At 36.7% G+C, this 12,951-nt stretch carries 13 protein-coding genes; 5 read left to right on the top strand and 8 right to left on the bottom strand.

Translation table 11 applies throughout. From position 1 onward, the window contains the following. Window positions 1–20 precede the first annotated feature (20 nt). The 8 genes from murC to ACE3RB_RS11310 form a co-directional block, all read right to left on the bottom strand. Window positions 21–1,358, bottom strand: a complete 1,338-nt coding sequence (murC, locus tag ACE3RB_RS11345; RefSeq protein ID WP_374464312.1) for a UDP-N-acetylmuramate--L-alanine ligase — start codon at window positions 1,356–1,358, stop codon at window positions 21–23. A 6-nt stretch (window positions 1,359–1,364) separates the two neighbouring features. Then, a complete protein-coding gene (locus tag ACE3RB_RS11340) occupies window positions 1,365–1,802 on the bottom strand; it encodes a hypothetical protein (RefSeq protein ID WP_332386093.1) in 438 nt (145 codons plus the stop codon). A 14-nt stretch (window positions 1,803–1,816) separates the two neighbouring features. Continuing rightward, on the bottom strand, window positions 1,817–2,623 hold the full coding sequence (locus ACE3RB_RS11335) for a 1-acyl-sn-glycerol-3-phosphate acyltransferase (protein WP_002984229.1): 807 nt from the start codon (window positions 2,621–2,623) through the stop codon (window positions 1,817–1,819). A gap of 27 nt (window positions 2,624–2,650) precedes the next feature. Next, window positions 2,651–3,280, bottom strand: coding sequence for a CoA pyrophosphatase (locus ACE3RB_RS11330; protein ID WP_142726461.1), 630 nt, complete (start codon window positions 3,278–3,280; stop codon window positions 2,651–2,653). 203 nt (window positions 3,281–3,483) lie between these two features. After that, on the bottom strand, window positions 3,484–3,960 hold the full coding sequence (locus ACE3RB_RS11325) for an OsmC family protein (RefSeq protein WP_374464311.1): 477 nt from the start codon (window positions 3,958–3,960) through the stop codon (window positions 3,484–3,486). Between the two features lie 174 nt (window positions 3,961–4,134). Continuing rightward, window positions 4,135–5,694, bottom strand: a complete 1,560-nt coding sequence (locus ACE3RB_RS11320; protein ID WP_374464310.1) for an Rne/Rng family ribonuclease — start codon at window positions 5,692–5,694, stop codon at window positions 4,135–4,137. Between the two features lie 366 nt (window positions 5,695–6,060). Beyond that, window positions 6,061–6,351, bottom strand: coding sequence for an HU family DNA-binding protein (locus tag ACE3RB_RS11315; RefSeq protein ID WP_002984212.1), 291 nt, complete (start codon window positions 6,349–6,351; stop codon window positions 6,061–6,063). A gap of 315 nt (window positions 6,352–6,666) precedes the next feature. Then, window positions 6,667–7,338 (bottom strand): response regulator transcription factor, encoded by a 672-nt coding sequence (locus ACE3RB_RS11310; RefSeq protein ID WP_374464309.1) that lies wholly within the window; start codon window positions 7,336–7,338, stop codon window positions 6,667–6,669. A gap of 182 nt (window positions 7,339–7,520) precedes the next feature. Between ACE3RB_RS11310 and tssO the strand changes: the two genes are divergently transcribed. The 5 genes from tssO to tssD all read left to right on the top strand — a co-directional run bounded on the left by tssO (window position 7,521) and on the right by tssD (window position 12,785). Further along, window positions 7,521–8,057: a type VI secretion system TssO gene (gene tssO / locus ACE3RB_RS11305; protein WP_374464308.1), complete on the top strand. Its 537-nt coding sequence runs from the start codon at window positions 7,521–7,523 to the stop codon at window positions 8,055–8,057. Between the two features lie 11 nt (window positions 8,058–8,068). Continuing rightward, window positions 8,069–8,593: a type VI secretion system transmembrane protein TssO gene (locus ACE3RB_RS11300; protein ID WP_374464307.1), complete on the top strand. Its 525-nt coding sequence runs from the start codon at window positions 8,069–8,071 to the stop codon at window positions 8,591–8,593. A 48-nt stretch (window positions 8,594–8,641) separates the two neighbouring features. Further along, complete coding sequence (locus ACE3RB_RS11295) at window positions 8,642–9,553, top strand: PKD domain-containing protein (protein WP_374464306.1); 912 nt, start codon at window positions 8,642–8,644, stop codon at window positions 9,551–9,553. Between the two features lie 47 nt (window positions 9,554–9,600). After that, window positions 9,601–12,006, top strand: coding sequence for a type VI secretion system protein TssR domain-containing protein (gene tssR / locus ACE3RB_RS11290; protein WP_374464305.1), 2,406 nt, complete (start codon window positions 9,601–9,603; stop codon window positions 12,004–12,006). A 371-nt stretch (window positions 12,007–12,377) separates the two neighbouring features. After that, window positions 12,378–12,785, top strand: a complete 408-nt coding sequence (gene tssD / locus ACE3RB_RS11285) for a type VI secretion system tube protein TssD (RefSeq protein WP_002984198.1) — start codon at window positions 12,378–12,380, stop codon at window positions 12,783–12,785. Window positions 12,786–12,951 lie beyond the last annotated feature (166 nt).

Below are 12,951 nucleotides of genomic sequence, written 5' to 3'. Positions count from 1 at the left end.
TCTGAAGCTTTTTTATTGAGTTATTTCGTTAAATCCAATCCGCCAAAGTTTCCGGAACTCATCATTAAATAAACACCATCCGTTTTATCTAATGTATTCCAGTAGGCATGAAGATCTTCAGCATTGGTGAAAACCCTTAAATTGTCATTTCTGAATTTTTCCTTGATGAATTCAGGAGAAATAGGTTCCATTCTTTTAATCTTCAAAGCATCTTCAGAATAGAAAACCACAGCTTCGTCCAGGCCATCCATAGCGTGGTCATACTGCTCAAGGAAAGCAGGATTTAAGCTTGAATAAGTATGAAGCTCCAGAAATCCATGCTTCTTATCATTTTTAAACTGTTCTAAGAATGCTTTTACGGCAGCTTTTACCTTACTTGGTGCATGGGCAAAATCTTTGTAAAGGATTCCTTTATCTTGTCTTTCCACTTTTTCAAGACGTTTGGAGGCACCTTTGAAGCTCATGATCGCCTCATAGAAATCTTCATCCATGATGCCAAGCTGCTGGCAGATATGTCTTGCTCCTTCAAGGTTCAACAGGTTATGTGCTCCAAAAACAGAAAGCGGAACATCTCCCATTTCAGTTTTTAAATATACTTTACCGTTACTGATTTCATATTCGGGAGTTTTGTAAGGGATCTTTCTGAAATAATTTTCAGCATTTTCCACTACTTTTACTACTTCCGGGTCTTCTTCATTGTATACCAGAACCCCGCCTGCAGTAATGCTTGCCACAAATTTTCTGAACTGCTCAATATAATCATCAAAAGTTTTGAATACATTGATGTGGTCCCATGCAATACCGCTCATTAAAGCAATATTCGGCTGATACAGTAAAAATTTTGAGCGAAGGTCAATAGGAGAGGAAAGGTATTCGTCACCTTCCAGCACCATGAAGTCATTATCCTGGGTCAGTTTTACCATACAGTCAAAACCTTCAAGCTGGGCACCCACCATAAAATCAACGTCTTTCTGATGGAAATTCAGCACATGAAGAATCATTGAGGTAATGGTTGTTTTACCATGTGATCCTGCAATGACAACTCTGGTTTTATTTTTAGACTGTTCGTAAAGGAATTCAGGATAAGAATATATTTTCAGGCCCAGTTCTTTTGCTCTTGCCAGCTCAGGATTATCCTGATGTGCATGCATCCCGAGAATGACAGCATCAATATCCGGAGTGATCTTTTCCGGGAACCAGCCCATTTCCTGGGGCATTATTCCTTTCTTTTCCAGTCGGGATTTTGAAGGTTCAAAAATAGCATCATCAGAACCGGTTACCTGATATCCTTTGTCTTTTAATGCGATGGCAAGATTATGCATGGCGCTTCCGCCAATGGCAATGAAGTGGGTTTTCAATTGTCTTTACTGTTTTTTAACATTAATATTAATGATCTGCTGGAAAGCTTCAAGAATATTGTTCCAGTTGGTCTGGTAATTCGGAATGATCATGCTGGCATCCGTTTTACTGCCTTCATTGGGACCTTTCTTAACATTGATGGAAGTCGAAATATTGTCATACAATTTTTTACGGTCTTCCTGTATCCTCCTGAAATTATTCTGAGAAAGAACCTGGTCCAGTTTCTTTAAATCTTCATCAGAAATTTTAAAATCCTGTTTGTATTTTTTTCCCTGGCCTTCAAAAGAATAGTGTGCATTATTACCTTTTATAAGCAGGTTTTCATAAACAGGAGCATAGCCTCCGCTTTTCGAATAGCTGATATCAAAATCCGAATATACCTTCTGGCTGTTGCATGAAACTAATACTATGATTGCGAATAATATTCCAAGTATTTTGTTCATAATTTTTAATTTACTTAATTATTTGAATCCTTTTGTTCTAATTTTTTAGCTTTAAGTTCTTCATCATAATTGTGTAAAAGATTGAAATCTTCTGTCTGCTCAATAGCAGTCATGATTTTCAACAGGATTTCCGGTGCTTTTTCGTTATCATAATCAATATCCAAAGGAGCTTTGAATTCCATCGTAGGTTTCACACCGGTTACCTTCACGCGGAGTCCTTTCTTGTCAAAAGCTCTTCTGAATCCGTTTATTTTAATTGGAATCACAATAGGACGCTGATTTTTTACCAATTTGGCCGTTCCTCTTCGTCCCTGTGCAAAAGCTGATGTAGTACCCTGAGGGAAAGTAGCTACCCAGCCATTGTCCAATGCTTTCATAATATTGTCTACCTCACTCATGTCTACCATTCGGTTGACATTTTTTCCTTCAGATCTCCAGGTTCTTTTTACCGTTACAGCTCCTGCAATTTTAAAAATCTTGGGAAGAATACCTTTATTCATGGTTTCTTCGGCAGCAACATAGTAAAAATCGATCTTTGGGTTTAGCAGATAGATCGGGTTTTTTATCGTGTTTAAGTATCCGTTGTTTACAGCACAGAAAGCATGGTACATTGCTGCTACGTCTGCAAAATAGGTCTGGTGGTTAGACACAAACAATACATTGGAATCTGGAAGATCCACAAGGTGTTCTGTGCCGGTAATCTTCAGTTTATTAAAGCCATTGAACCTTCTGTAGGATACAATACCTAAAATAAAAATAATAAACCTTTTCAAAAAATAAGGTGTTCCGAATGCATCGGTGAAAATATTTTTCTTCGCCATTTCTCAATTAAACACGGTAGTGCAAAGTTACATTTTTTTCAGCAACTGGCTGAATTCACTTAATATCATTGCTGTAGCGCCCCAGATAATGTATCCGTTGAAATTAATGACCGGCACTTCATGTCCGCCTGCACTCGGCAGAGCCATAATTTCAGGCGTGTCTGAAAGATTGAGAAAAGATGTGATCGGAAATTCGATCGTTTCCACTGCTTCCGTCTGCTGAAGAACAAAGGCAGGATTTTTTTTAGTATAGGAAATATAAGGATATACGTAAAAATTGCTTGGCGGAATATAAATAGGGGACATTTCTCTGATGATTCTTACATAATGCTTGTCTATCCCTATTTCCTCAGAGGTTTCCCGAACTGCAGTTTCTGCAAAGTCTCTGTCCATTTCCTCACGCTTTCCCCCGGGCAGTGATATCTGTCCGCTGTGTCTGTCGTGCTCATTAATAGTCCTTTGAATCAATGGAAAATACCACTCGTTGTCTTTCAGATATAAAACAATATTGACTGCTGCAAATTTGGGATTCTTTGCCAATACTTCATCATAAGTAAAAACGGGACGGTAGGGAGGTGAGAAGACTCCATGGGCGTGCTCACCCGGAAGTTCCACACTTTTTATTTTTCTCAATAAATCTTTTCCAAAATTTTCCATAGCTCAAATTTAGCAATATATCTTGAAGAAATAAGGGCCCTTAACATTAATTAACCAATAGGAAAAGTTCATCAATAGTGAATTTTGCTTCGCAAGTGGATAGTGAATTGTTATTGTCACAAAAATTGACAAACGAAGCAAATTAGCTATGCAGCAATAGTTATTATTGCTGAATTTTCAATTTTACTGCTATTTTTTTGAATTTATTTTTCTGATTTAACTAACACAGCAGGAATATGTTTTACCGGAAAATTAACCGAATTGGCAATGAAGCAATATTCATTCGCTTTATGATGAAGCTGTTCTGCTTTTTCAACCATTGATGCTTCTGCAACGGTCACTCTGGGATGCAAGATCACTTCTGTAAAATGACCGCTTCCGCTGGCTGTTTCTGCCATTATGCCCGAAGCTTCATCAGTATATTCTGTCACAATAATACCGGCTTCAGAACAGAAGTGCAGGTACCAGAGCATGTGGCAGGAGGAAAGGGAAGATAAAAGCATTTCTTCCGGATTATATTTTGTTCGGTCTCCACGGAATGCCGGATCAGATGATCCTTCAATAACAGGTTTGTTTTCTGCTGAAATGGTATGGCTTCTTTCATAATCTCTGTAACTGCTGGTTCCGGAACCTTTGTTTCCTGTCCATTGGATGGTGGTTTTGTAATGGTGAGTTTTCATATGTAAAAAGTAAAAAGTTTTTTTGTTAAAATTCAATAGGAGTGGCTTTAGCCCACCTGACCAAAAAATATCCATTGGCTTCAGCCAAAACTTAAATTGTCAATCATGTTCTGTTCTTATCAATAAATTACAAAAACGAAAAGACCTTCAGTACAACTGAAGGCCTTAAATTTTTTAATTGGAGAATTCTATTAATTCTTCTTTTTTAGCATTGTAGATTTTGTATTCTAAATATTTAAAAGAATCTCTTGGAACAATGGTTACCCACTTTTTGTATTTGATAAACCATTTCATCTGGATACTTTTAATGCCTTTTGTAAGGTAGGCTTCCACAAACGGGTGTACATGCAGGTAGACTTTTCCTTTTTCCTTCTGCAGGATGTTTCTTAAGGTTTCACCCATTCTTTCCACGATAACAATAGGAGCTACAATTTCTCCGTCTTTGTTCGGGTTTTCTTCTTTGGTTTCGATCTGCTTTTCCGGACGGTTTCTTTGTCTGGTGATCTGGATCAGACCAAATTTACTTGGAGGAAGTATTTTGTGGCGGGCTTTGTCGCGCTTCATTTCCTCTTTGAGATGCTCGTAAAGATCTCTTCTGTGATCAGAATTCGGCATGTCTATGAAATCGATAACGATGATCCCTCCCATATCGCGGAGGCGAAGTTGTCTTGCGATTTCAGTAGCCGCCATTTTGTTCACTTTCAGTGCGTGTTCTTTATTGACAGCCGTTCCGGTAGTAATATTGTTTCCGGAGTTGACGTCAACGACGTGAAGGGCTTCTGTGTGCTCAATAACAAGATAGGCTCCTTTAGAACTTGGAATGTTTACGTGCTTTCCAAAGCTCTGTTTAAGCTGTTTTTCAACATTGTAATATTCCAGAAGTGGAATATGAGAATCATAAAACTGGACAATATTTTTCTTTTCAGGAGCAATTACTTCAATGTAATTCTTCATTTCGTTCACCATCTGTTCATCGTCACAGATGATATTCACGAAGTCCTGGTTAAAATTGTCTCTTAAAATAGCTGAAGCTTTGTCTTCTTCGCTTAAAACTTTAGACGGAACTTTATTTCTCTGGATATTTTTAAAAGTGCTTTCCCATTTCTGAACCAGCTGGTTCATGTCATTATGAAGGTCGGCTACTTTTTTTCCTTCTGCTACTGTTCTGATGATAACCCCGAATCCTTCAGGCTTAATGCTGTCGATAAGGGTTCGCAGTCTTTCTTTTTCCTCAGAGCTTCTGATTTTTTTGGAAATTGAAACTTTATTGTCAAAAGGAATTAAAACCAGAAAGCGTCCTGTTAATGAAATCTGGGTAGAAATCCTGGGACCTTTGGTAGAAATTGGTTCTTTGGTAATCTGTAGCAGAACCAGATCGTCTTTGGCGATTACTTTGTCTACTGTTCCGTTTTTGTCTATTTCGGGCTGTATCTCGAAATTTTTTAAGCTCGAAGTGCTTTGTTTTTTGGAAATAGTATCTTTTAAAAACTTTCTGTACGTAAGGTACTGCGGTCCCAGATCCTGATAATGCAGGAATGCATCCTTGTCATATCCGATATTGACGAATGCCGCATTCAGATTGGGTGCCAGTTTTTTTACTTTTCCTATAAACAGATCTCCAACTATAAAATCGCTTTTGTCTTCTTGCTCATGAAGTTCACATAGTCTTCCGTCTTCCAGCAGCGCAATCTTTGTAAGATCATCTTCATGCGAAACTATTAGTTCTTTCTTCATTTTTTAATAAGATAAAATTGTTAAGATTATAGGAAGTGGATGTTTTTTCGATTAATTCATCTATTAAATATAAGGATTTTGAATGAAAACCATTATATGTTTGTTAAAATAATATTTGAAACCATCCGTTTTCCTCGGAATCTTATAGTTGCAAACAAAAATATAGTCAGTGAACTTTAAAAATTTAAATCCACCAACTATATTATTATATTGTAAATCTCGAGAAAAAGAGATTATTTTTTCTTATGTCTGTTTGCTCTTCTTCTTTTCTTTCTTTTGTGAGTCGCAACCTTGTGTCTTTTTCTTTTCTTTCCGCTTGGCATAATTTTAATTTTTTAGTAACTAGTTAATATTCAGTTAATGTTCTTATTTTACTGCAACTTTAGTTTTTACTTTCTCAACAAAAGATTTTGAAGGTTTGAAAGCAGGAATGTTATGAGCAGGAATCTCAATTGCAGTGTTTTTAGAAATATTTCTTCCTGTTTTAGCAGCTCTTGTTTTAATGATAAAAGATCCAAAACCTCTTAGATAAACGTTATCCCCATTATACATAGAAGTTCTGATCTCCTGCATAAAAGCTTCTACAACTTTCTGTGTTTCATTCTTTTCTGTTCCCAACTTATTTGAGATGGTGTTTACCAATTCTGCCTTTGTCATTTCCTTATTTTAATTTTAAATTTTAGGTGTGCAAATTTAGTTAAAAAAAATTGAATACTAGCAAATTAGTGACAAAATATTTTTATTTAAAGAGCCGGGCTTTTTGTGTATACACTATATTAAGGCAGTGTTATGATAATTTAATAATAAAATAATGCAGCAGGATAAGGGTGCAGAAAAAACATGAACAAAACTTAATAAATAGCGGATCTGGATGGCTCTGCAGGGTTTTGTAGTCTTATAAAAGACACTAACAGAATGCCTGCTTACCTCTTTTGTTAGCCGGAATTTAAATTTTTATTATGAATCAGAATTTTACAGACTGGAATTATAATATCCGTTTTCTACGCAGAAACGTATAAGGTGAAGTTTGGTCTTTAATCCCAGCTTTTCTGTAAGCCGGTTGATATAGGTATCAATAGTTCTGGTACTCAGGTTAAGCTTTTCTGCAATTTCCTTATTGCTGAATCCTTCATAACAGAACCTCATAAGCTGTATTTCAGCCGGTGAAAGCTCTTCCTGTCCTTTCTTCTGCCTGTCCATATATTCCTGTACGGCAAGAGGCTGCTGCTCCCATTCTTTGGAATAGGCCTGATAGTCGAAGTCATCAGAAGCAATACTTCCTTTAATAATATCCTTTATAATGGTACTTTTTTTCTGACAGTAGTATATATTGGGAATCCTTGAAAGGATTTCAGCCATATCTTCCTGATAAGTGCCGGAGTAGGTGATAATAGGAGTTTCTGTATTATTTTTTCTGATATATTTGATTGCTTCAATCCCGCTTAATACCGGCATAAAGAGTTCAATAATGAACACGTCTTCCTGTCTTCTATAGATTCTGTTTACCAGTTCATGTCCGTTATTACAATCATTCAGAAGCATATAGAAAGGGTTTTCCATAAGTGTTTTGATCATTATTTTCTTAAAATAAAAATCATTGTCAGCAATGGAAAAACGTACGGTATTAGATAATATTTTGCTCATTCTTAATATCGATTTGGCGAATGATATTTAAAATTCAGAGGTCTAATTTATGAAAAACTTATCAAAGTGAAAATTAATATTAATTTAATCAGGGTTTCCACGGAATGGCGTTGGGGAAATTACGTATTGTGCATGAATTTTTTTTTTTTTTATATTTTCACAGGCCAAACAAATCGCAAATTATGTCTTCTAACAGGGAAAAAAAATTGAACAAATCTGACGTCAGAATGGGCATCTGGAAGTTTATTCTGTCATTTGTTGTTTTGTCGGTTGTATCTTTTGCTTGCTTATTTCTCTTCTTTAAGAGTTATGATATACAGCGGGAAGGGATCAGCCGTGAAGCTGAAGCCTATAAAGAACTGATGCTTCGAAGTGACGTACTGAAAGATCACATTGATGATATTTACGACAAAATGAACCAGCTTAGTATTAATAAGGTGGAGAATGAAGTGTTTCTCAGAACCAATATTATGGATAATGTGAGAGATGCCAAAAACATTATGGGTAAAGACAGTGTGGAGAGCTTTAAGCATTATGCCGTACTCATGAAGCAGATTGTACCTATGATGAATCTGAAAGCTAAGATCATTGAGGTAGAGTATCAGAAGAAAAGTATTATAAGGGATCTGGATGAATGTATGGGTAAGATAAAAGTGACCAACAATGAGCTCAGAAAAGATCCTACAAGAAATTTCACAGGAAGTAAAAGAAGAAGATAAAAAGAAAAGATATGCAGGGACAAATCACATTATCTAAGAAAGAAAGGCATTATCAGTTTTTTTATTTAATACTGATGCTGGTGACTGCCATGTTATTTTTGGGAGTGATCTTTTTAAAAGGATTCCAGTCTCCCTTTTCTGATGAAGATGTAAGAGGTATTCAGAATCTTGAACAGAAAGCTGCTTTTGAAAAACACCAGAAAATTGTTCTTCCTATCATGGACAGTACCTATACCATGATCAGCAAACTTACCGATGACGGTCCACAACCTTTCATCGAAAACAATATTCAGCTGGGCGTTAATGACCTTAACAGCTATTTCAACAGTACAGACGTTGTGGATATCCGTAAGGATGCCTATCCTCAGATCGCAAAATTCTATAAAATGTATTTTGAAGACAAAAAAGTTCTTTCAACAGCCTCTGAAGACATTAAAATTTTCCAGAAGCAGGTAGATGAATGCAGAATCGGATTTAAAGATAAGCAGAATAAGCTCTATCAGCGCGAGCAGGATCTGAAAGCAAGAATGCAGTAAGCAAATAAATACTAGGAACATAAATAAAACACATCACAATTACTAACTATGAATTATTTTCAAAAGAACAAGAAAAACATTATTATCGGTGTTATTGCAACGTTGCTGATTGCAGCATTGGTTGCTCTGTGGCTGCAGAAAAAGGTAATACATTCGGCAGATGATATTGTTGGGGTGGTTTATCCGTCTTCACTGGCGGTAGGAGACACACTTTTATTCGAAGATAAAACCCAGTTTGCCAAAACCAAAAGATGGAATTTCGGAGATGGGACAACTTCAGATAAAAACAGTGGTATTCACTTCTATAATAAACCGGGATACTATCAGGTGAGTTTGATCGTAGACAATAAGTATACGAAATCTTTCCCTGTAATGGTAAGCGCAAGAAGCGTTCAGAAGCCAAAGGATACAGCCAAGATTACAACAACAATTGAAGCTCCTACACAGGCTATGCAAAATGAAAACGTACCTTTCCGTGCTGTTTCTGAAGCAAAACGTTTTGCATGGAAATTCGGAGAAACCGGAAACACGGATGCTAAAGATAAATTTACAATCTATTCCTATAAAAAACCCGGTGATTATCTTGTAACGCTTTATACAGAAGAAAGCGAAGACCCTGTTTATCACCGTATTAAAATTCTTCCTGCTTATGATGCTCTTGCAGAAGATGAGATTTCTGTGGAAGATTCTTACGCAAAAGTTGACAACGATTTCAAATATCATCTGCAGCAGATTGCTAACGGAAACAGTTTCAATATGCATTACAATTACCTGTTGAAAACTTACCTGTGTAACAATGAAAATACAGTGGTAAAAGTAAATGACAGTAAAGTAAACAACTTCTACATGTATTGTGCAGGCCTTCAGTTTGACAAGAATACGGTGATCCAGACTGTAAAAGTAAACCTGGATGACACCCAGAACTGTGTAACGAAAGTAGATATCAATCAAAGCAAATAATTTCGTCCGGCCTTACGGATGTACCAATCATAAAAAGATTAAATAGGATGAAAAATAAATTTCCTCTAGCAGCCTATTATATAGGGTTATCAGTATTATTGACGAGTTGCCAGGTAAAACTGCCGTCAAAGAAAACCCCGGAGCCTTCACAGTATGGGCAGGTGGATGCTTCCCCTGTCGTTAACGGATATCCAAAAAAATCAGTTCCATGGATCGTTATTTCAGACAGATCAAGAAATACGGCTTACCTGGACAAAGATGATGAGAAGTCTTACAAAGAAGTAAAATTCCTTGAACCTTTAATGGTTCTCAAACATAGAGACGGAATGGTAAAAGTAGCGGAATATGTTCCGGATGCTTTAATGAAAAAAGTTTCGTCAAAATCGGTTAAAACATATGGCTGGATTCCGGAATCTGACCTTCTTCTCTGGAATAACGCCTTAAAAAGTGAAAAAACAGGTTATCCTGTAAGAGTAGCGGTAGTACCCAATAACAGCGAAGTCATCAGAAATGCTGAAAGGTACTATAAAAATGACTCTATTATGGTGTTTAACTCACCAAGTCTTATTGAAAAAGCCAATGTGAAAATCCCTAACGGACAGATTGTATACGTATACAAGATGGCTGAGAATAACAAACGTTTCCTGGTAGGTAAAAAACCTTCTGTTGATATGGACAGTATCAGCAAGGGACTTTACGGGTGGGTAAGCTCAAATGTAATTTCTACCTGGGGAGAGCGTTCTGCCATCAAACTTAAAAATACAACAGGGATTAACGATACAACACTGGGAATCCATGAAGGGTACCCTGGCGGATCGGCATCAGATGCAACTAATAAAACAGCAATTCTTCTTACCGATGTAAACAAGAGAAGACCTCTGGAAAATATTTACCCGGTAAACCTTCCTTTAGAAGAAACCCCGACTCCTGATACCAAGACAAAATATTTCACCAATATTTTAGACTACAGCAAAAACTTTGTATCCAACGTATTGGGAGAGCCTATCTATTTTGACCGTTACAGAGAGATCACGGAAAAAGATAAAAATATCAATATTGTGTTTGCATTGGATGTGAGTGCTGCCAATGCGCCTTATGCACCTATTGTAAAATCATTGCTGCAGGATCTTCAGCTTAGATTCGAAAAACCATCATATTTTAACAATGTTAAATATGGAGCGGTTTTATACAAGAATAATCCTTGTGGAGATAATGTGGCAGTATCCAACTTAAGCACAGACTACAGTAAGATCACTGCATTTATTGATCAGAAAACGAATGAAATGAACTGCGCAAGCAATAACGGTTATCAGCCGGTAGGAGAAGCTCTTACTGCAGCCGGAAACCTTCTTTCAAATGTTCCTGATGAAACCAATATTGTTGTAACTGTAGGAACTTCTGCCAACCAGAGTGGGAATATGTACAGCGTAATCAGTTCACTGACTCAGGCTCAGGCAAGACTGATCATGTTCCAGACCAGTGCAAGATCTGCAGATACCTACAATGATTTTGTACTGATGGCGGAAAATGTAGTTACCAATACGGCTAAGAATATTGCTGAACTCAAAAAACAAAAGATCATAGACCAAAATGATGTTTTGACCAAGAATAATTTCAGCCTTGTGGAAGGTGATGCCGGATTCTTCTCTTTAGCTTATCCTAAACAGAGTATGTCCCAGGGATTCGTTATCTTCCCTAAAAAAGGAGACATTACGACTCCGGGATTCCTGAAAAAATCGGTTGACAGCCTTATTGCACAGGTTACTTTGGACAATCAGACGGTTGATAAATCCCTTAATGAATATTTCCATTCATCAGTAGGAGCAGGAAGAACAGATGTTGATCTGAAATATAAATATCTGTATCCGGGACTTACCAATCCGGTTTCTGCAGGCATTGCAGCACAGCTGATCAATTACGGAAGCCCGTTCCTTGTGAAAGGATATATTCCAAAAGATCTGAAAGAATTTACACCGGCAATAGAAAAGGGAATCCTTATTTCCGAATCGGAATATGATAACCTGAAAGCGTTCTATACGGAAGTATACAGAAATACTCAGGCTGACCGTGCAGATTTCAACCAGGCAAGAGCTATCAAAGAATACGTTAAGCTGCTTAAGAAATATAATCCTACGATAAAATTCTTAGACAAAGGAGCGCTTTACGAGCTGCCTATGTCTTATGCTATCGGAATGAGCACAGGATTTGATCTTTCTGAAGAAGAATTGATGGCTAAGTATAAACTGAAAGGCTGGAAGAAATCAAAAGTTGTTCCTAATGAAACAGTGAAAAACTATTTTTACCACTATAAAAATCTGGCAGACAGAATGCTTGCGAACAGAAATAACCCGGCGGTAAAAATTCAGCAGAACGGACAAACTTTCTATTGGCTTAATGAATACTTTACCCCATCAAGAATTCCAACAGAACAGCCGGAATATACAAAACATTAAGAATCTTATTTTAATGATATCAAAAGCAGGAGTATTTACTTCTGCTTTTTTTGTGTTGTAATTAACCTCTCTGTTTTATAATAACCCTTGAATTTTATACTTTGAAATTAGACTTTCAGTCTCATTATTTCTCTTTTATGTGTAAAAAAATTATTTGTATTAAAAACGGGATTTAACTTAAAATGCTTCATTGGTGGGAGTTATAAGGTACAGTTTAAATCCATTGTCGTAGAATTACTACAACAAATCGTAGAACTACTACAATTTCTGAGATTTGTACTGAAAAGTTTTTTTTAGCGGCAAAGAGCCTCTATCTTTGCTATACAATCACTGAATCACAAAATATTACTAACGATTAAAATTTACTAATCATGGCCGAAAGAAATTCAAGAGGAATCTTAAAATTCAATAATGGAGAAGGACAAAAGCTGTTAAAAATGAATTACAGCGTTTCCAGATCTACAGATGTATCAGGACGTGTGGCATCAGACCCTTCCAACGCACTTATCAAGGTTACAGTAGAAGCTACTGAAAAATCAGACATCCTTGAAAGCCTTCTAAACGGCAAATACAAACCGACAGTAGGAGAAATCACATTCAACAAATCTCACGAAGAGGGAACATTAATCACTTTGAAATGGGAAAACGGATATGTAATCCAGCATCAGGTAGACTTCGATGCCATCGACAGCAACAGTATGCTGATCAGCTTCGTAGTAAGTGCTGAAACCATTGACTACGGTACTTCTCAGTATGCAGGACTATGGCCGTCAAGCTAATATTACACACATTATCAACATTCATAAGAGAAAAGACTGTCCCTATTAAAGGCGGTCTTTTTTTGCCTGAATAAAAACTAATTCAAAGGATTTTTATTCTACAACAGGCTTATATAATGTCTGTTATGTAAAATATTGTTATCTTTAATACCAACACAAACACAAA

The sequence above is a fragment of the Chryseobacterium sp. genome (assembly GCF_041914225.1).
Lineage (GTDB): Bacteria > Bacteroidota > Bacteroidia > Flavobacteriales > Weeksellaceae > Chryseobacterium.
Note: the sequence above shows the minus strand (reverse complement) of the source record. Positions and strands in the feature narration are given on the sequence as shown.